Source organism: Azonexus hydrophilus, from assembly GCF_905120355.1.
GTDB lineage: Bacteria > Pseudomonadota > Gammaproteobacteria > Burkholderiales > Rhodocyclaceae > Azonexus.
The window spans coordinates 52,247-70,382 of sequence record NZ_CAJHOB010000010.1; the positions used below are offsets into that span (position 1 = coordinate 52,247).

18 protein-coding genes and 1 tRNA gene are annotated in these 18,136 nt (G+C 58.0%); all 19 read left to right on the forward strand.

All coding sequences use genetic code 11. The features are described 5' to 3' along the window. The first annotated feature begins 20 nt into the window (after nucleotides 1–20). The 19 genes from folP to nuoN all read left to right on the forward strand — a co-directional run bounded on the left by folP (nucleotide 21) and on the right by nuoN (nucleotide 18,070). Nucleotides 21–857: a dihydropteroate synthase gene (gene folP / locus JYJ39_RS09440; RefSeq protein ID WP_205203869.1), complete on the forward strand. Its 837-nt coding sequence runs from the start codon at nucleotides 21–23 to the stop codon at nucleotides 855–857. Then, a complete protein-coding gene (gene glmM, locus JYJ39_RS09445) occupies nucleotides 854–2,209 on the forward strand; it encodes a phosphoglucosamine mutase (RefSeq protein ID WP_205203871.1) in 1,356 nt (451 codons plus the stop codon). Before folP ends, glmM begins: the two co-directional genes overlap by 4 nt. Nucleotides 2,210–2,294: 85 nt before the next feature. Next, the gene (tpiA, locus tag JYJ39_RS09450) at nucleotides 2,295–3,056 is read left to right on the forward strand and encodes a triose-phosphate isomerase (protein ID WP_205203874.1); all 762 of its coding nucleotides are present in this window, start codon (nucleotides 2,295–2,297) and stop codon (nucleotides 3,054–3,056) included. 22 nt (nucleotides 3,057–3,078) lie between these two features. Next, on the forward strand, nucleotides 3,079–3,441 hold the full coding sequence (secG, locus tag JYJ39_RS09455; protein WP_205203876.1) for a preprotein translocase subunit SecG: 363 nt from the start codon (nucleotides 3,079–3,081) through the stop codon (nucleotides 3,439–3,441). A gap of 62 nt (nucleotides 3,442–3,503) precedes the next feature. After that, nucleotides 3,504–3,588 (forward strand) — tRNA-Leu (locus tag JYJ39_RS09460). A 56-nt stretch (nucleotides 3,589–3,644) separates the two neighbouring features. Continuing rightward, a complete protein-coding gene (gene ndhC, locus JYJ39_RS09465) occupies nucleotides 3,645–4,019 on the forward strand; it encodes an NADH-quinone oxidoreductase subunit A (protein WP_205203878.1) in 375 nt (124 codons plus the stop codon). Between the two features lie 9 nt (nucleotides 4,020–4,028). After that, nucleotides 4,029–4,505, forward strand: coding sequence for a NuoB/complex I 20 kDa subunit family protein (locus JYJ39_RS09470; protein WP_205203881.1), 477 nt, complete (start codon nucleotides 4,029–4,031; stop codon nucleotides 4,503–4,505). 18 nt (nucleotides 4,506–4,523) lie between these two features. Further along, on the forward strand, nucleotides 4,524–5,129 hold the full coding sequence (locus tag JYJ39_RS09475; protein WP_205203883.1) for an NADH-quinone oxidoreductase subunit C: 606 nt from the start codon (nucleotides 4,524–4,526) through the stop codon (nucleotides 5,127–5,129). Continuing rightward, a complete protein-coding gene (locus JYJ39_RS09480; protein ID WP_205203886.1) occupies nucleotides 5,122–6,375 on the forward strand; it encodes an NADH-quinone oxidoreductase subunit D in 1,254 nt (417 codons plus the stop codon). Before JYJ39_RS09475 ends, JYJ39_RS09480 begins: the two co-directional genes overlap by 8 nt. Further along, nucleotides 6,375–6,848, forward strand: coding sequence for an NADH-quinone oxidoreductase subunit NuoE (gene nuoE, locus JYJ39_RS09485; RefSeq protein WP_205203888.1), 474 nt, complete (start codon nucleotides 6,375–6,377; stop codon nucleotides 6,846–6,848). Before JYJ39_RS09480 ends, nuoE begins: the two co-directional genes overlap by 1 nt. Next, a complete protein-coding gene (gene nuoF, locus JYJ39_RS09490) occupies nucleotides 6,848–8,176 on the forward strand; it encodes an NADH-quinone oxidoreductase subunit NuoF (protein WP_205203890.1) in 1,329 nt (442 codons plus the stop codon). The genes nuoE and nuoF overlap by 1 nt, the downstream gene beginning before the upstream one ends. 40 nt (nucleotides 8,177–8,216) lie before the next feature. Beyond that, nucleotides 8,217–10,550, forward strand: coding sequence for an NADH-quinone oxidoreductase subunit NuoG (gene nuoG, locus JYJ39_RS09495; RefSeq protein ID WP_205203891.1), 2,334 nt, complete (start codon nucleotides 8,217–8,219; stop codon nucleotides 10,548–10,550). Then, nucleotides 10,551–11,597, forward strand: coding sequence for an NADH-quinone oxidoreductase subunit NuoH (gene nuoH / locus JYJ39_RS09500; RefSeq protein ID WP_205203892.1), 1,047 nt, complete (start codon nucleotides 10,551–10,553; stop codon nucleotides 11,595–11,597). A 10-nt stretch (nucleotides 11,598–11,607) separates the two neighbouring features. Next, nucleotides 11,608–12,096, forward strand: a complete 489-nt coding sequence (nuoI, locus tag JYJ39_RS09505) for an NADH-quinone oxidoreductase subunit NuoI (RefSeq protein WP_205203893.1) — start codon at nucleotides 11,608–11,610, stop codon at nucleotides 12,094–12,096. 12 nt (nucleotides 12,097–12,108) lie between these two features. Beyond that, nucleotides 12,109–12,708: an NADH-quinone oxidoreductase subunit J gene (locus JYJ39_RS09510; RefSeq protein WP_205203894.1), complete on the forward strand. Its 600-nt coding sequence runs from the start codon at nucleotides 12,109–12,111 to the stop codon at nucleotides 12,706–12,708. Nucleotides 12,709–12,720: 12 nt separating this feature from the next. Then, complete coding sequence (nuoK, locus tag JYJ39_RS09515) at nucleotides 12,721–13,032, forward strand: NADH-quinone oxidoreductase subunit NuoK (protein WP_240189615.1); 312 nt, start codon at nucleotides 12,721–12,723, stop codon at nucleotides 13,030–13,032. 2 nt (nucleotides 13,033–13,034) lie between these two features. Next, entirely contained in the window at nucleotides 13,035–15,062 is a 2,028-nt protein-coding gene (gene nuoL, locus JYJ39_RS09520) for an NADH-quinone oxidoreductase subunit L (protein WP_205203895.1), read from the forward strand. A gap of 32 nt (nucleotides 15,063–15,094) precedes the next feature. After that, complete coding sequence (locus JYJ39_RS09525; protein WP_205203896.1) at nucleotides 15,095–16,579, forward strand: NADH-quinone oxidoreductase subunit M; 1,485 nt, start codon at nucleotides 15,095–15,097, stop codon at nucleotides 16,577–16,579. Nucleotides 16,580–16,591: 12 nt separating this feature from the next. Beyond that, nucleotides 16,592–18,070, forward strand: coding sequence for an NADH-quinone oxidoreductase subunit NuoN (gene nuoN, locus JYJ39_RS09530; protein WP_205203897.1), 1,479 nt, complete (start codon nucleotides 16,592–16,594; stop codon nucleotides 18,068–18,070). The last annotated feature ends 66 nt before the right edge of the window (nucleotides 18,071–18,136 follow it).

An 18,136-nucleotide genomic window follows, 5' to 3' on the forward strand; every position in this document is an offset into this window, starting at 1 on the left:
CTTGCTTCCGGCCTTTTTTCATGCGCGAAATACACTGCGGTCGCTACCGCCTGACACTTGATCGCCCACTGGTGATGGGGATTGTCAATCTGACGCCGGATTCCTTTTCGGGCGATGGTCTGGCACACAATACCCGTCTGGCGATTGAGCATGCCCGGCAGCAATACCAGGCGGGTGCGGACATTCTTGATATTGGTGCTGAATCGACGCGACCTGGTATCGCGGCGACATCGGAACAGGAAGAACTGCGGCGCTTGTTGCCAGTACTGCAGGAGGTGTGCGGTTGGGGCGTGCCGGTGTCCGTGGATACCTACAAGCCTGGCGTGATGCGTGTAGCGCTGGCGGCAGGTGTCAGCATGATCAACGATATCAGTGGGCTGCGTAGCGCTGAAGCGCGCGCGGCAGTCGTGGATTCGGACTGTGCTGTATGTCTGATGCACATGCAGGGCGAGCCGGCCACCATGCAGGATGCGCCCGTTTATGAGGACGTGGTTCGGGAGGTGAGTACCTGGCTCCAGCAAGCGACAGAGGCTTGCGTAGCTAGCGGTATCGCCCGTGGCAGGCTGGTTCTGGATCCCGGGTTCGGCTTTGGCAAGGACCTGGGGCACAACCTGGCCTTATTTCGCGCACTTTCGGGCGATCTTTGGCAGGGCTTGCCCCTGCTGGTAGGTGTTTCGCGCAAAAGGATGTTGGGTGAAATTACCGGGCGGCCGGTGACGGAAAGGGTGTATGCCAGTGTCGCTGCAGCGTTGCTGGCAGCACAACGGGGGGCGGCAATCTTGCGCGTGCACGATGTGGCGGCGACCTGCGACGCACTGAAAGTATGGCAAGCGGTCAAGGAAGGGGAAAGAGCGTGAGTAGAAAGTATTTCGGCACTGATGGGGTGCGCGGTCGGGTTGGACAAAGTCCGATTACGCCGGATTTCGTGATGCGTCTGGGCTACTCGGCCGGCAAGGTGTTTCTGGCGCAATGCCCGATGCCGCCGGGGGAACGTCCCAGCGTATTGATTGGCAAGGACACGCGAATTTCCGGATACATGCTGGAATCCGCCCTCGAGGCGGGTTTTTCTGCTGCGGGTGTGGATGTCTGCCTGGTCGGTCCGATGCCGACTCCGGCCATTGCCTATCTGACCCGAGCATTGCGTCTGCAGGCCGGGATCGTGATCTCGGCGTCGCACAATCCATATTACGACAACGGAATAAAGTTTTTCTCGGCACAGGGTAGCAAGTTGCCGGATAGTCTGGAGCGCGCTATCGAAGCGGGTATCGAGCAGGAAATGCACTGCGTCGATTCGGCCGACCTAGGGCGGGTGCGGCGCATCGACGATGCCCGTGGACGCTATATCGAGTTCTGCAAAAGCACATTCCCCAACGAGCTGGATCTGCGCGGACTGAAAATCGTCGTTGATTGCGCGCATGGTGCTGCCTATCACATTGCGCCGGATGTCTTTCACGAACTGGGGGCCGAGGTGATCAGCATCGGTGTACAACCGAATGGCTTGAACATCAACGCCGGCGTTGGCGCGACAGCACCACAGGCGCTGGCGGAGGCCGTACGGGAACACGGCGCCGATCTGGGGATTGCCCTGGATGGCGATGCCGATCGTATTCAGATGGTGGATGCGGCAGGTCGCCTTTACGATGGTGACCAACTTCTCTACGCCATCGTCAGGCACCGGGCGCAAAAAGGCAAAGTGGCCGGCGTGGTGGGGACCTTGATGACCAATCTGGCCCTTGAGCATGCCCTGGCCAAACTGGACATCCCGTTCGCCCGCGCCGCGGTTGGTGACCGTTATGTGGTGGAAATGCTGCAGAAAGAAGGCTGGCTCTATGGTGGTGAAAACTCCGGTCATATTCTGACGCTTGATCGCCACTCCACCGGTGACGGCATCGTTGCCGGGCTTCAGGTGCTGGCTGCACTGCGGGAAAGTAGTGGCGACCTGCAGGCTTTGCTGGGCGATTTGGTGCTGTATCCGCAGGTCTTGATCAATGTGCCGCTGGCGCGTGCTTTTGCCTGGCAGGAGGCGCCACAAATTCAGGTGGCACAGCAGCGAGTGGAAGCGCGTCTCGCCGGGCGGGGCAGGGTATTGCTGCGTCCTTCCGGTACGGAACCGCTGCTGCGGGTCATGGTGGAAGGCGAGGATGCTGCTTTGGTCCGTACGGCTGCCGAGGAAATTGCGGCAGCCGTACGGCTGGCTGCAGGGAATTGATGGAGTGCCTCGCGGGAGCTTCACATTGACCCAGGGAGACCGCCATCGTTATAATTCCGCGGTTTTTGCCCACGGAGATTAGTGCGTGCGTTCCAAGCTTGTTGCCGGTAACTGGAAAATGCATGGTGGTCTGGCCGCCAATGCGGCCTTGTTGTCGGCGCTGCTGACCGAGATCGATACGCTGCCGTGCGAGGTGGTGGTGTGCCCGCCATTTCCCTATCTGGCGCAGGCGCAGCAGGTGCTGGCCGGTTCGGCGCTGAAGCTGGGGGCGCAGAATGTCAGTCAACACCCCGCGGGTGCCTATACCGGCGAGGTGTCAGTCAGCATGTTGCGGGAGTTTGGTTGTCGTTATGTGCTGCTTGGGCACTCCGAGCGGCGCGCCATATATGGCGAGAGCGATGCTACCGTAGCCGCCAAGTTCGAGGCCGTGCTGGCCGAAGGTCTGGTTCCGGTGCTTTGTGTCGGTGAAACCCTGGCGGATCGTCAGGCGGGGGAGACCGAAATGGTCGTTGGGCGTCAGCTCGATGCAGTGCTCGCCCGTCTTGGGGTGGCTGCTTTGGGGTGCGGGATTGTTGCCTATGAACCGGTGTGGGCGATTGGTACTGGCCAAACGGCTACTCCGGAGCAGGCGCAGTTGGTGCATGCGTTCATTCGCCAGCGGGTGGCGGCGAGTGATGATGAGGTGGCAGCAAAATTACGCATCCTCTACGGAGGTAGTGTGAAAGCAGACAATGCAGCGGCCTTGTTCGGCCAGCCGGATATTGATGGTGGGTTGATTGGCGGGGCGGCCTTGGTGGCTGAGGATTTTCTGGCGATTTGTCGGGCGACCGGCGTGTCGTCTTCATAGCGAAGAAAGTGGGTAAGTAAAAATGAGCTGGATGTTCTCCTTGGTGTTGACGATTCATATTCTGGTGGCGCTCGCCATTATCGGTTTGGTCCTGGTGCAGCACGGTAAGGGTGCCGACATGGGGGCTGCCTTTGGTAGCGGTGCCTCCGGTAGTCTGTTTGGTGCGTCCGGGTCGGCTAATTTTCTTAGCCGGACGACGGGTGTGCTGGCTGCGGTCTTCTTTCTGACCAGCCTGTCCCTGGCCTACTTCGCGTCCGAAAAGCCAAAAACGTCTGGTAGTCTGATGCAGGATTCGGTACAATCGCAGACTGTCCCGCTGGCTCCTGCCGGAGGGGTGAATGAACCAGCTGGCGCGGGTTCCAAGGCGCAGCAGGTGCCAAAGTAAGCTGTTTATTCCACTGTCAATTTGTGTTTTGACCGGTGGGTGAAGAGTAGTAAAAGCAATACGCCGACGTGGTGAAATTGGTAGACACGCTATCTTGAGGGGGTAGTGGCGCAAGCTGTGCGAGTTCGAGTCTCGCCGTCGGCACCATAACGGGGTTGGTTGATTTTCATCCAGCTCGATAAAAACTGACAAATTGGCGGCGGATGATGGAAGCGTATTTTCCAATCCTGATGTTTGTGTTGGTTGGGGTGGCGATTGGTGTTTTGCCGGTTGCCATGGGTTTTGCGTTGGCGCCCCGGCGTCCCGACCCCGAGAAACTCTCCCCCTATGAGTGTGGCTTCGAGGCATTCGAAGATGCGCGCATGAAATTCGATGTGCGTTACTACCTCATTGCAATCCTGTTTATTCTGTTCGATCTTGAAATCGCTTTCCTGATTCCTTGGGGTGCCGTGTTTTCCGATATGGCAGCCAGTGACGGTCTCGGGGTGTTCGGTTTCGTCGAAATGCTGGTTTTTATTGGCATTCTGGCACTGGGTGATATTTATGCCTGGGCCAAGGGTGCTCTGGACTGGGAATGAGGCGGCGCCATGGCCATTGAAGGAATTCTGCAGGAAGGCTTTGTCACCACGACGGCGGACAAGCTGATCAACTACATGCGCACTGGCTCGATCTGGCCAATGACTTTTGGTCTCGCCTGTTGCGCGGTGGAAATGATTCACGCCGGCTGCTCGCGCTACGACCTGGATCGCTTCGGTATCATCTTTCGCCCCAGTCCGCGGCAGTCCGATGTGATGATTGTGGCGGGTACCTTGACCAATAAAATGGCGCCGGCCCTGCGCAAGGTGTACGACCAGATGGCTGAGCCACGCTGGGTGATCTCCATGGGTTCTTGCGCAAATGGTGGTGGCTACTATCACTATTCCTACTCGGTGGTGCGCGGTTGTGATCGCGTGGTGCCGGTTGATATCTATGTGCCGGGCTGCCCGCCCACCGCGGAGGCGTTGCTCTACGGCTTGATTCAGCTGCAGAACAAGATTCGTCGCACCAATACCATTGCCCGCTAAATTTCGAGGCCGATCCCTATGTCAGCCAAGCTGGATGCGCTTTGCCAAAAATTGCAGGAACGATTCGGGGATGCACTTCAATCCACGAAAATCGCCCTGAACGAACTGACCGTCGAGGTCGCTGCAGGTGATTACTACGCCACCATGCAGGCCTTGCGTGATGAGAAAGAATTTTCCTTCGAGGAACTGATCGATCTGTGCGGTGTGGATTACTCCACTTACGGCGATGGTGCCTGGGTTGGAAAACGCTATGCCACAGTGGTGCATCTGCTGTCGATCGCGCACAACGTTCGCTTGAGAGTGCGGGTTTTTGCCGAAGATGACGAGTTCCCGGTAACTGATTCGGTGACCACATTGTGGAGTTCTGCCAACTGGTTCGAGCGTGAGTCGTTCGATCTGTTCGGGATTGCCTATACCGGCCACCACGACTTGCGCCGTCTGCTCACCGATTACGGTTTCATCGGTCACCCCTTCCGCAAGGACTTTCCGATCACGGGGCACGTCGAAATGCGTTACGACCCGGATCAGGGGCGAGTGGTGTACCAGCCGGTAACCATCGCGCCTCGCGAAAATACCCCGCGCATCGTGCGCGAAGATACCTACGGGGATCCGAAACATGGCTGATATTCAGAGCTATACGCTGAACTTCGGGCCGCAGCACCCGGCCGCCCACGGTGTGTTGCGCATGGTGCTTGAGATGGATGGTGAAGTGGTGCGCCGCGCTGACCCGCATATCGGTCTGCTGCACCGTGGGACCGAGAAGCTTGCCGAGCATCGTACCTGGGTGCAGGCCATGCCCTACATGGATCGCCTGGACTACGTCTCGCCCATGTGCAATGAGCACGCCTACTGCCTGGGTGTTGAGAAACTTCTGCAGATCGAAGTGCCGGAGCGGGGTAAGTACATCCGTACCATGTACGACGAAGTTACCCGCATTCTCAACCACCTGCTGTGGATCGGCTGTCATGCGCTCGACGTTGGCGCCATGGCCATGGCGCTGTACACCTTCCGTGAGCGGGAAGATCTGATGGACGCTTATGAAGCGGTCAGCGGGGCCCGTCTGCACGCAGCTTATTATCGTCCGGGTGGCGTTTATCGCGATTTGCCGGAGCGCATGCCGCAGTACCGGGAGTCGACCTGGACCAGTGCCAGCAAGGCCAAAGCGCTCAACGAGAACCGCAGCGGATCGCTGCTGGACTTCCTGGAAGACTTTACCGAGCGCTTCCCGAAATACCACGCTGAGTACCACACCCTGCTGACCGACAACCGTATCTGGAAGCAGCGGTTGGTCGGTGTGGGTGTGATCAGTCCGGAGCGCGCCATGCAGCTTGGCTTTACCGGCGCCATGCTGCGCGGTTCTGGCGTGGCCTGGGATTTGCGCAAGAAGCAGCCTTACGCGGCCTATGACAAGGTGGACTTCGATGTGCCGGTCGGCGTCAATGGTGACAGCTACGACCGTTACCTGGTGCGCATGGAAGAAATGCTGCAGTCGAACCGCATCATCAAGCAGTGCATCGACTGGTTGCGTAAAAACCCCGGTCCGGTCATCACGGATAATTTCAAGGTGGCGCCGCCCAAACGGGAAGCCATGAAGTCAAACATGGAAGAGCTGATTCACCATTTCAAGCTCTTCAGTGAAGGGATTCACGTCACGCCGGGCGAAGCCTATGCTGCGGTCGAGCATCCCAAGGGTGAATTTGGCATCTATTTCATTTCCGATGGTGCCAACAAGCCGTACCGGATGAAAATCCGTGCACCGGGCTACGCCCATCTGGCTGCGATGGACGAGATGGCGAAGGGCCACATGCTGGCTGACGTCGTCACGATCATCGGTTCTCAAGATATCGTTTTTGGCGAGATCGACCGCTGATGTTTTCCGCTGACACCCTACAAAAATTCGCGCGTGAGGTCGGCAAGTACCCTGCTGACCAGAAACAGTCTGCCGTGATGGCCTGTCTGGCGCATGCGCAGGAAGAAAAAGGCTGGTTGCCACCCGAGGCGATCGAGGCTGTTGCCAACTATCTCGGCATGCCCCCCATGGCGGCGTACGAGGTGGCTTCCTTCTACAACATGTATGATCTGAAACCGGTCGGCAAGTACAAGCTCACGGTGTGCACCAATCTGCCGTGCGCGCTGTCTGGGGGCAATCATGCGGCCGAGTACCTGCAGAAAAAGCTGGGCATCGGTTTCAATGAAACGACGCCGGATGGCAAATTCACCCTGAAAGAAGGGGAATGCATGGGTGCCTGCGGTGATGCGCCGGTGTTCATCGTCAATAACCGGTCGATGTGCAGCCACATGCATCCGGATCAGATCGACAAGCTGCTCGAGGAGTGCAAGTAATGGCCATGATGGGGGCAATCAACCCGGTCCTGATGGCCGGTCTCGATGGCGACAATAGCTGGCGTCTCAAGGATTACGTGGCGCGCGGCGGTTATGAGCAGCTGAAACGCATCCTGCAGAGCGGGATGACGCAGGAAGACGTCATTGCAGAGGTGAAGAAGTCCGTGCTGCGCGGACGGGGTGGCGCTGGCTTTCCGACGGGCCTGAAATGGTCTTTCATGCCGCGCTCCTTCCCCGGTGACAAGTATGTCGTCTGCAACACCGACGAAGGTGAACCGGGAACTTTCAAGGACCGCGACCTCATGCGCTACAACCCGCATGCGGTGATCGAAGGCATGATCATTGCCGGTTTTGCCATGGGCGCGACGCGGGGTTACAACTACGTTCACGGTGAAATCTGGGAAATTTACAAGCGTTTCGAGGAAGCACTGGATGAGGCGCGTGCAGCAGGTTTCCTGGGGCAGAAGATTCTCGGCACCGAATTCAGTTTCGATCTCTTCGCCCACCACGGTTACGGTGCCTATATTTGCGGAGAAGAAACGGCGCTGCTTGAGTCGATCGAGGGCAAGAAGGGACAGCCCCGCTTCAAGCCGCCTTTCCCGGCTTCTTTTGGCCTGTACGGCAAGCCGACCACGATCAACAACACGGAAACCTTCGCTTCCATTCCCTTCATTCTGAAGATGGGTGGCGAGGAATACCTCAATCTGGGTAAACCGAACAACGGCGGCACCAAGCTGTTCTCGGTTTCCGGCCACGTCAACCGCCCGGGGAACTACGAAATTCCCTTGGGTACCCCGTTCGCCAAACTGCTCGAAATGTGCGGTGGCATGCGCGGCGGGCGCAAGCTGAAGGCGGTGATTCCGGGGGGGTCCTCGGCGCCGGTGATGCCGGCTGAGGTGATCATGGACTGCACCATGGACTACGATTCGATCAGCAAAGGCGGTTCGATGCTCGGCTCGGGTGCTGTCATTGTCATGGATGAAACGGTGTGCATGGTCAAGGCGCTCGAGCGTCTGTCCTATTTCTACCATGAAGAATCCTGTGGCCAATGCACACCCTGCCGCGAGGGCACGGCCTGGATGTACAAGGTGGTGCATCGCATCGAGAATGGGCTGGGCAAGCCGGAGGACCTGGACTTGCTCAACAGTGTGCTGGGCAACATTGCTGGCCGCACCATCTGTGCGTTGGGTGATGCGGCAGCTTTCCCGGTGCAGAGTTTCATCAAGCATTTCCGCGCTGAATTTGAACACCACATCGAGCACAAGACCTGTCTGGTGCCCAAGGATGTGCAGTGGGCAGGCAGCGGCTTCCACAAGATCACGGCCTGAAGGCCTGGTCCGTTAAGAAAACTGGCTACAAGGTAGCGACATGCTAGATATTGAAATCGACGGCAAGAAGGGACAGGTACCCGCAGGCAGCACGGTGATGGACGCCGCGCAGCAACTGGGCGTGTACATTCCGCATTTCTGCTATCACAAGAAACTTTCCATTGCCGCCAGCTGCCGCATGTGTCTGGTGGAAGTCGAGAAGGCACCCAAGCCCCTGCCGGCCTGTGCCACGCCGGTGACCAATGGGATGAAGGTGTTCACCCACTCAGATCTCGCAGTCAAGGCGCAGAAGGGGGTGATGGAATTCCTGTTGATCAATCACCCGCTGGATTGCCCGATCTGCGATCAGGGCGGTGAATGCCAGCTGCAGGATATGTCGGTTGGTTACGGCCCGATGAAAAGCCGCTACACCGAGGAAAAGCGTGTCGTCTTCCACAAGGATGTCGGCCCCCTGATCTCGATGGAAGAGATGAGCCGTTGCATCCACTGTACGCGCTGTGTGCGCTTCGGCCAGGAAATCGCCGGGGTGATGGAATTGGGGATGGCCAATCGCAACATGCATGCGGAGATCATGACCTTTGTCGGCCGTTCGGTGGACTCCGAACTGTCTGGCAACATGATTGACCTGTGCCCGGTCGGTGCCCTGACCTCTAAGCCGTTCCGTTATACCGCGCGGAGCTGGGAGCTGCAGCGGCGGAAATCGGTCAGCCCGCACGATTCCGTCGGCGCCAACCTGGTGGTTCAAGTCAAACACGACACCGTGATGCGTGTCCTGCCGCGCGAAAACGAAGCAGTTAATGAATGCTGGATTTCCGACAAGGAGCGTTTCGCCTACCAGGCCTTGAATTCCGAGCAGCGCCTCGACAAGCCCATGGTCAAGCAGGGCGGAGAGTGGAAGGAGGTCAGCTGGAACGTGGCTCTTGATTACGTGGCCCATGCCCTGAAGGACATCGCCCGCGAACACGGTGGCGATGCACTGGCGGCGCTGGCGGCGCAATCGTCCACCCTGGAAGAGTTTTACCTGCTGGGGAAAGTGATGCAGGGCCTGGGCAGCAAGAATGCCGATTTCCGTCCCCGTCAGAGTGACTTCTCGGCCGATGCCCAGCGTGCGGGTGCACCGTGGCTGGGTATGCGTCTGGCTGAAATCGAACAACTTGATGCGGCGCTAGTGGTGGGGTCGTTCCTGCGCAAGGATCATCCTCTGATCGCGCAACGCCTGCGTCAGGCCGCCAAGAAGAATACCCAGGTCAGCATGCTGTCGGTCACAGCCGATGATCAACTGATCGCCTTGGCGAATCAGGTCAGCGTGGCACCGGCACAACTTGCCGCCGCCTTGGCTGGCGTGGTGCGTGCTGCAGCCGAAGCGAAGGGTGAAGCCGTCCCCGCCGGCCTGGAAAACGTGGCGGTCTGCGACAACTGTCGCAAGATTGCAGCCAGTCTGCTGCAAGGGGAAAAGAAGGCAGTATTCCTTGGTAATGTCGCGACCCAGTCACCCGACGCAATGCAGATTCAGCGTCTGGCACTCGAACTCGGCCGTATCACCGGGGCGACGGTCGGTTTCCTTGGCGAGGGCGCCAATACGGTCGGCGGTTATCTGAGCGGGTTGCTGCAAGGCGGTGCCAACGCTCGCAGCATGTTCGAAACTCCGCGCAAGGGCTATGTGCTTCTTGGGGTGGAACCGGAGCTTGATTGTGCCAATCCCCAGGTTGCGCAGGCGGCTCTGGACAAGGCGGCCTTCGTCGTTTCCCTGTCGCCGTTCAAGAGCGATGCCGCGTTGCAATACGCCGACGCCATCCTGCCTGTTTCGCCTTACACCGAGACGGCTGGTACCTTCATCAATACCGAGGGCCGTGTTCAATCGTTCAACGGCGTAGTCAAGCCACGCGGTGAAACCCGTCCGGCCTGGAAACTGCTGCGCGTGCTGGGCAATGTCCTCAACCTGCCTGGTTTTGAGTATCAGAGCAGTGAAGAGGTGCGCAACGAGGTGCTTGGCGCCACGGCAGAATTCGCCAACGGTCTCGACAATGCGCTTAACGCCGCAGCAATCGCCGTGCCGGCAGAAGTGAAGCAGGGGCTGCAGCGTATTGCCGATGTGCCGATTCACTTTGCCGACGCCATGGCCCGGCGTGCCCCGGCGCTGCAGAAGACCGCCGATGCACGGGCACCGCAACTGCGTGCCAATGTGGCAACCCTCCAGGCTTTGGGGCTGCAGGCCGGTGAGTCAGCCAAAGTACGCCAAGGAGGTGGTTGTGCAGTATTGACCGTTGCCCTGGATGCTGCGGTTCCCGATAACTGCCTGCGCGTCGCTGCTGCTCATCCGACAACCGCAAGCCTGGGTGCAATGTTCGGTGACATCTCTGTGGAGCGTGCATAAATGGATGCCCTGATGAATTTCGGACAAGGCCTTTTTGGCGTGGCCTGGCCGGCGGTATGGACCCTGCTCAAGATCGTTGCCATCGTTGCTCCGCTCATGCTCGGCCTGGCGTATCTGACCTATTTCGAGCGCAAGGTGATTGGCTATATGCACGTGCGTATCGGCCCCAACCGGGTGGGTCCATGGGGCTTGCTGCAGCCGATCGCGGATGGCCTGAAGCTGCTGCTGAAGGAAGTTGTCGTTCCCACCAATGCATCGAAGAAGGTGTTCATCATTGCGCCGATGCTGGCCATCGCGCCTGCACTGGCAGCTTGGGCGGTGATTCCCTTCACCGACACACTGGTCTTGGCCGATATCGACGCTAGCCTGCTCTACATCCTGGCGATGACCTCCATCGGGGTGTACGGCATCATCCTCTCCGGTTGGGCATCGAACTCCAAATACGCTTTCCTCGGCGCCATGCGTTCGGCGGCACAGATGATTTCCTACGAAATCGCCATGGGTTTTGCCCTGATCACGGTGCTCATGATTGCCGGCAGCCTGAATTTCATCGACATCGTCAATGGTCAGGCCGAAGGCCGTTTCGCCGACATGGGCCTGGGGTTCCTGTCTTGGAACTGGTTGCCATTGCTGCCGATGTTCCTCGTTTACCTGATCTCCGGTACCGCTGAGTTGAATCGTGCCCCGTTCGACTTGGCTGAAGGCGAATCGGAGATCGTCGGTTTTCACGTCGAATATTCGGGGATGGCGTTCGCACTGTTCTTCCTTGCCGAATACGCCAACATGATTCTGGTGGCGGCGCTGACCTCGCTCCTCTTCCTGGGGGGCTGGTTGTCGCCGGTCGGTTTCCTGCCCGATGGCATCCTCTGGATGTTCGCCAAGATGTCGTTCGTGCTCTTCCTGTTCCTCTGGTTCCGCGCCACCTTCCCGCGTTACCGTTACGACCTGTTGATGCGTCTGGGCTGGAAAGTGTTCCTGCCACTGTGTTTCTTCTGGGTCATCATTGTTGGCGCGTGGATGATTTCGCCGCTGACCATCTGGAATTGAGGAGAGAAGAATGGGTTCGATGAAGGAAATCTTCGGCAGCCTCTTCCTCAAGGAGCTGTTGAAAGGTATGGCGGTGACCGGCAAATATTTCTTTGCCCGCAAGATCACCGTGCAATATCCCGAGGAAAAAACGCCACAAAGCGTCCGCTTTCGTGGTCTGCACGCTCTGCGCCGCTATCCGAATGGTGAAGAGCGCTGCATCTCCTGCAAGCTGTGCGAGGCAATCTGCCCGGCCATGGCAATCACCATCGAGGCGGAGCCGCGTGACGATGGTTCGCGCCGGACCACACGCTACGACATCGATCTGACCAAGTGCATCTTCTGCGGTTTCTGTGAAGAAGCCTGCCCGGTGGACGCAATCGTCGAGACCCGTATTTTTGAATATCACGGCGAAAAGCGTGGCGATCTCTACTACACCAAGGAGATGCTGCTGGCCAATGGCGAACGCTACGAAGCCCAGATCGCCGAAGATCGCGCGCTCGACGCGCCTTACCGCTGACAGGTGCCTGCGATGGAATTTCAAACTGCTGTTTTCCTCTTTCTTGCGGCCATATTGATCTACGCCGCCCTGCGCGTGATTACCGCCCGCAATCCGGTGACTGCCGTGCTGCATCTGATGCTGGCCTTCTTCACTACCGGCGGGATCTGGTTGATGATGCAGGCCGAGTTTCTCGGTATTGCCCTGATTGTGGTGTACGTTGGCGCCGTGATGGTGCTGTTCCTGTTCGTGGTGATGATGCTTGATCCCAACTTCGATCAGCTGCGCCAAGGCTTCTGGCGCTATCTGCCACTGGGTGCGATGCTCGGTCTGGTGATGGTGCTGGAAATGGGTCTGGTGCTGGGCAGCAAGTATTTCCAGGTACCGCTCAGCGAAGCCGTGGTTGAACCGGGCATCTCCAATACACGCGAACTGGGTGCCTTGCTGGTGACGGATTACGTTTTTCCGTTCGAACTGGCGGCCGTGATCCTGCTGGTGGGTATGGTCGCTGCCGTGGTGCTGACTTTCCGCGGCGGACCCAAGCGCTCGCGGGTGCCGAACCCAAGCACGCAACTGTACGTCAAGGCCAAGGACCGTGTGCGCGTCCTGCAGATGCCGGTTGAAAAAGACTAATCCGGGGCAAACATGCTGACACTAACCCTTTCCCACTTCCTGATCCTCGGCGCGATATTGTTCGCCATCGCCGTCGTCGGCATCTTCCTCAACCGGAAGAATCTGATCGTGTTGCTGATGTCGATCGAACTGATGTTGCTCGCCGTGAATATGAACTTCGTGGCGTTCTCCCATTTCCTGGGTGATCTTTCCGGGCAGGTTTTCGTTTTCTTCATCCTTGCCGTCGCGGCGGCTGAAGCCGCCATCGGCCTGGCCATCCTGATCGTGCTGTTCCGTAATCTCAAGAGCATCCATGTGGATGACCTGGGTAGCCTGAAGGGTTAAACATGGACATGAAATCGCTCTATCTTCTCGTTCCCCTCGCGCCTCTGTTCGGTGCCATCGTCGCCGGCCTGTTCTGTCGTGTGATTCCCCGCTGGCTGGCCCACACGGTGACCATCCTCGGGGTGGCAACTGCCTTTGGCGCTTCCGTCCTCATCTTCATGGACGTCATGGCCGGCAATACCTACAACGGTACGGTCTACCAGTGGATGACCAGTGGTGACTACAGCTTCGAGGTCGGTTTCCTGATCGACTCACTGACGGCAACCATGATGCTGGTGGTGACCTTCGTGTCGCTGATGGTGCACATCTACACGATTGGCTACATGCAGGAAGATCCTGGCTACAACCGTTTCTTCAGCTACATCTCGCTGTTCACCTTCTCCATGCTGATGCTGGTGATGGCCAACAACTTCATGCAGCTGTTCTTCGGCTGGGAAGCGGTGGGTCTGGTTTCCTACCTGTTGATCGGTTTCTGGTACACCCGGCCGACGGCGATTTTCGCCAACATGAAAGCTTTCCTGGTCAATCGCGTCGGCGACTTCGGTTTCATTCTCGGTATTGGTCTCATCCTGGCCCATTTCGGCTCGCTTGATTACGTCGAAGTGTTCAAGCAGGCTCCGGATTTCGCCAATACCACCATCAACATCTGGGGCGCCCAGGAATGGTCGTTGATGACCGTTGCCTGTATCTGCCTCTTCATTGGCGCCATGGGCAAGTCGGCGCAAGTGCCGCTGCACGTCTGGCTGCCGGATTCGATGGAAGGTCCGACCCCGATCTCGGCGCTGATTCACGCCGCGACCATGGTGACCGCTGGCATCTTCATGGTGTCGCGCATGTCACCGCTGTTCGAGCTGTCGACCACTGCACTGTCGTTCGTTCTCATCATCGGCGCCATTACCGCGCTGTTCATGGGCTTCCTCGGCATCATTCAGAACGACATCAAGCGCGTCGTGGCCTATTCGACCCTGTCGCAGCTGGGCTACATGACCGTTGCGCTCGGCGCCTCGGCTTATTCGGTGGCCATCTTTCACCTGATGACACACGCCTTCTTCAAGGCGCTGCTGTTCCTTGCCGCTGGCTCGGTCATCATTGGCATGCACCATGATCAGGACATCCGCAACATGGGCGGCCTGCGCAAGTACATGCCGATTACCTGGCTGACGTCGTTGATTGGCTCGCTGGCATTGATCGGTACCCCTTTCCTTGCCGGTTTCTATTCCAAGGATTCGATCATCGAGGCCGTCAAGTTCTCCAGCATACCCGGCTCCGGCTTCGCTTACTTTGCAGTGCTGGCGGGGGTGTTCGTCACCGCGTTCTACTCCTTCCGCATGTACTTCCTCGTTTTCCATGGTGAGGAGCGCTTCGGCAAGGGTGAGCATGCCGACCATCATGGCGACCACGACGACGAAGAAGCCTCGCACGACCATCACCACGGTCTGGCGCCGGGTCAGAAACCGCACGAAACGCCATGGGTGGTGACCCTGCCGCTGGTCCTGCTGGCGATTCCGTCGGTGGTCATCGGTTACATCGGTATCGGCCCGATGGTGGCAGGTGACTACTTCAAGGATGTGATTTACGTCGACGCTGCTGCACATCCGGCCCTGTCTCAGTTCCTGGAGCACTTCCACGGTGCAGCGGCGATGGGCCTGCACGCCTTCCAGACGCCAGCCTTCTACCTGGGGCTTGCCGGGGTCGTGCTGTCCTGGTTCTTCTACATGAAGCGCCCCGACATCCCGGCGGCGATCCAGCGTCGCTTTGCATTGGTCAATGAAATACTGGAAAACAAATACTATTTCGACAAGATCAACGAGTTCGTGTTTGCCGGCGGTGCCCGCGTTCTTGGCAAGGCATTGTGGCGGGGTGGGGATGTCGGCTTGATTGACGGAATCATCATCAACGGCTCGGCCAAAGTGGTTGGTTGGGTTGCTACGATCAGCCGCCTTTTCCAGACTGGGTACGTGTATCACTACGCCTTTACGATGATCATCGGCCTGCTGGTGCTGATGACGTTGTGGCTGAACCACGCATAAGCTGAACCGCTCGCAGAAAAGCAAGGAACAACATGTCGAACTACCCGCTGCTCTCTCTCGCCATCTGGGTGCCCATTCTGGCCGGGGTCATCGTTTTGATGACCGGTGGTGACCGCAACGCGCCTTTGGCGCGGGTGCTGGCGCTCATCGGTGCCATTGCCGGTTTCCTCGTCACCATTCCCCTGTGGACTGGCTTTGATGTCAGTCACTCGGGTATGCAGTTTGTCGAGTTGCACAACTGGATTCCCCGTTTCAACATCAACTATCACTTGGGCGTTGATGGCATTTCGATGCTGTTCGTACTGCTCAACGCCTTCATCACCATCATCGTGGTGGCGGCTGGGTGGGAAGTGATCAAGACCAAGGTTGCGCAGTACATGGCAGCTTTCCTGATCATGTCCGGCTTGATGAACGGCATCTTCACGGCGCTCGATGGCATCCTGTTTTATGTCTTCTTCGAGGCCTCGTTGATCCCCCTGTACCTGATCATCGGTGTCTGGGGTGGCCCCAACCGTGTTTATGCGGCGATCAAGTTCTTCCTTTACACCCTGCTGGGCTCGTTGTTGTTCCTGGTTGCGCAGATGTACCTGTTCTTCAAGGCCGGTGGCAGTTTCTCCATTCTCGACTGGCACCAGCTGCCGCTGGATTTGACCCCGCAGATCTGGGTATTCCTCGCCTTCATGGTCGCCTTTGCGGTGAAAGTGCCGATGTGGCCGGTGCATACTTGGTTGCCGGACGCGCACGTCGAGGCGCCGACTGGAGGCTCCATTGTGTTGGCAGCCATCGCCCTCAAGCTCGGTGCATATGGTTTCCTGCGCTTCTCCCTGCCGATTGCACCGGATGCGTCGCATGAGCTTGCCGGTCTGCTGATCGCCTTGTCTCTGATCGCAGTGGTGTATATCGGTTTTGTCGCCCTGATTCAGACCGACATGAAAAAGCTGGTCGCTTATTCGTCGATCGCTCACATGGGTTTCGTGACCCTCGGTTTCTTCATGTTCAGTCCGCTGGCGATCGAAGGCGCTCTGGTGCAGATGATCTCCCACGGTTTTGTCTCGGGAGCCATGTTCTTCTGCATCGGTGTCATGTACGACCGTGTGCATAGCCGGCAGATTGCCGATTACGGCGGTGTGGTCAATACCATGCCGAAGTTTGCTGCCCTGTTCATGTTGTTCACCATGGCCAATGCCGGTTTGCCGGCCACTTCCGGCTTCGTCGGTGAGTTCATGATCATCCTGGCAGCCGTTAAATTCAACTTCTGGGTGGCCTTCCTGGCTGCGACCTCGCTGATCCTGGCTGCGTCCTACTCCCTGTGGATGTACAAGCGGGTGATCTTTGGCGATGTGGCGAATGACCATGTGAAGGAGTTGACCGATATCGGCGGTCGTGAATTCATCATTCTCGCCGTGCTTGCCTTGTGCACCCTGTGGATGGGCCTGTATCCACAGCCCTTTACCGAAGTCATGCACACCTCGGTCAACGACCTGCTGCGCCATGTCGCCGTCAGCAAGATTCAATAAACGGTAGCCGTCATGTTTGAAAATTTCGTCATTCCCGATTTTCTGCCGGCGGCGCCGGAAATGTTCCTGGCCATCATGGCCATGACCATCCTGATGATTGATCTGTTCGCCAAGGATGCGCGCCACTCGATCGCTTTCTGGCTGGCGCAGCTGACCCTCCTCGGTTGCGCCTTCATTCAGGTCTACACCAGCACCCCGGGGGTGGTTTACACCTTCAGCAATACCTTCGTTGATGACAGCCTGGGCGATTTGCTCAAGATCTTCGTCTATCTGACCATGATCGTTGTCTTCTTCTATTCGCGGACTTACTTGAGTGACCGCCCCGATATGAACAAGGGGGAGTACTACGTACTCGCGCTGATGGCGACCTTGGGCATGCTGGTGATGATTTCCGCCAACAATTTCATCACGGTGTACGTGGGCCTGGAGCTCCTGTCGCTGTCCCTGTATGCGCTGGTCGCGATGAATCGCGATTCCGTTCAGGCAACCGAAGCTGCGATGAAGTATTTCGTTCTCGGTGCGCTCGCCTCCGGTCTGCTGCTCTATGGCATGTCGATGATTTATGGTGCGACCGGTAGCCTGGAAATCACCGAAATTGCCCAGTCCTTCGGCGCTGCTGAGGGTAACCGGACCGTGCTGGTGTTCGGGCTGGTGTTCATGGTCAGTGGCTTGGCCTTCAAGCTGGGGCTGGTGCCATTCCACATGTGGATACCTGATGTCTATCACGGTGCGCCGACCCCGGTGACCCTGTTGATCGGTTCGGCACCCAAATTCGCCGCCTTTGCCCTGATCATGCGCTTGCTGGTCAGCGGGCTCCTGCCCCTGGCGCAAGACTGGCAAGGCATGCTGGTGATCATGGCGGTGTTGTCCATGGCCATCGGTAACCTGGCTGCCATTGCACAGAGCAACATCAAGCGCATGCTGGCTTATTCGGCAATTTCCCACATGGGCTTCATGCTGCTCGGCATCGTTACCGGTGTCGTCAGCGGTGATCCGCGCTATGCACTCAACGCTTACAGCTCGGCGATGTTCTACGTCATTGCTTACGTGCTGATGACGCTTGGCGCTTTCGGGGTCATTCTCCTGATGGCGCGGGCCGGTTTCGAAGCAGAAGAACTCAGTGACTACAAAGGCTTGAACAAGCGGAGTCCGTGGTTCGCCTTCATCATGTTGATGGTCATGTTCTCCATGGCCGGCGTGCCGCCGTTCATTGGTTTCTTCGCCAAGTTTTCGGTTCTGCAAGCGGTCGTGGCGACCGGTGAGATCTGGCTGGCCGTGGTGGCGGTTATTTTCTCGCTGATTGGTGCCTTCTACTATCTGCGAGTCGTCAAGCTGATGTATTTCGACAAGCCCGAAACGGAAACGCCGATCGAGGCAGGCATTCATGTGCGTCTGCTGCTCTCGGCCAATGGACTGGCGGTTGCTGTGCTTGGAATTTTCCCGCAGGTCATCATGACGTTGTGTGCCTATGCTCTGCTGACATCGTTCTGATTGAAGGAAACTCCGTGTTTACAACGCCCCGCCTAGTGCGGGGCGTTGTGCGTTTGGATACATGTT

Coding starts and splice junctions, on each gene's coding strand:
- folP (WP_205203869.1), top strand. CDS start 21: ATGCGCGAAATACACTGCGGTCGCTACCGCCTGACACTTGATCGCCCA.
- secG (WP_205203876.1), top strand. CDS start 3,079: ATGAGCTGGATGTTCTCCTTGGTGTTGACGATTCATATTCTGGTGGCG.
- ndhC (WP_205203878.1), top strand. CDS start 3,645: ATGATGGAAGCGTATTTTCCAATCCTGATGTTTGTGTTGGTTGGGGTG.
- JYJ39_RS09470 (WP_205203881.1), top strand. CDS start 4,029: ATGGCCATTGAAGGAATTCTGCAGGAAGGCTTTGTCACCACGACGGCG.
- JYJ39_RS09475 (WP_205203883.1), top strand. CDS start 4,524: ATGTCAGCCAAGCTGGATGCGCTTTGCCAAAAATTGCAGGAACGATTC.
- JYJ39_RS09480 (WP_205203886.1), top strand. CDS start 5,122: ATGGCTGATATTCAGAGCTATACGCTGAACTTCGGGCCGCAGCACCCG.
- nuoE (WP_205203888.1), top strand. CDS start 6,375: ATGTTTTCCGCTGACACCCTACAAAAATTCGCGCGTGAGGTCGGCAAG.
- nuoF (WP_205203890.1), top strand. CDS start 6,848: ATGGCCATGATGGGGGCAATCAACCCGGTCCTGATGGCCGGTCTCGAT.
- nuoG (WP_205203891.1), top strand. CDS start 8,217: ATGCTAGATATTGAAATCGACGGCAAGAAGGGACAGGTACCCGCAGGC.
- nuoH (WP_205203892.1), top strand. CDS start 10,551: ATGGATGCCCTGATGAATTTCGGACAAGGCCTTTTTGGCGTGGCCTGG.
- nuoI (WP_205203893.1), top strand. CDS start 11,608: ATGGGTTCGATGAAGGAAATCTTCGGCAGCCTCTTCCTCAAGGAGCTG.
- JYJ39_RS09510 (WP_205203894.1), top strand. CDS start 12,109: ATGGAATTTCAAACTGCTGTTTTCCTCTTTCTTGCGGCCATATTGATC.
- nuoK (WP_240189615.1), top strand. CDS start 12,721: ATGCTGACACTAACCCTTTCCCACTTCCTGATCCTCGGCGCGATATTG.
- nuoL (WP_205203895.1), top strand. CDS start 13,035: ATGGACATGAAATCGCTCTATCTTCTCGTTCCCCTCGCGCCTCTGTTC.
- JYJ39_RS09525 (WP_205203896.1), top strand. CDS start 15,095: ATGTCGAACTACCCGCTGCTCTCTCTCGCCATCTGGGTGCCCATTCTG.
- nuoN (WP_205203897.1), top strand. CDS start 16,592: ATGTTTGAAAATTTCGTCATTCCCGATTTTCTGCCGGCGGCGCCGGAA.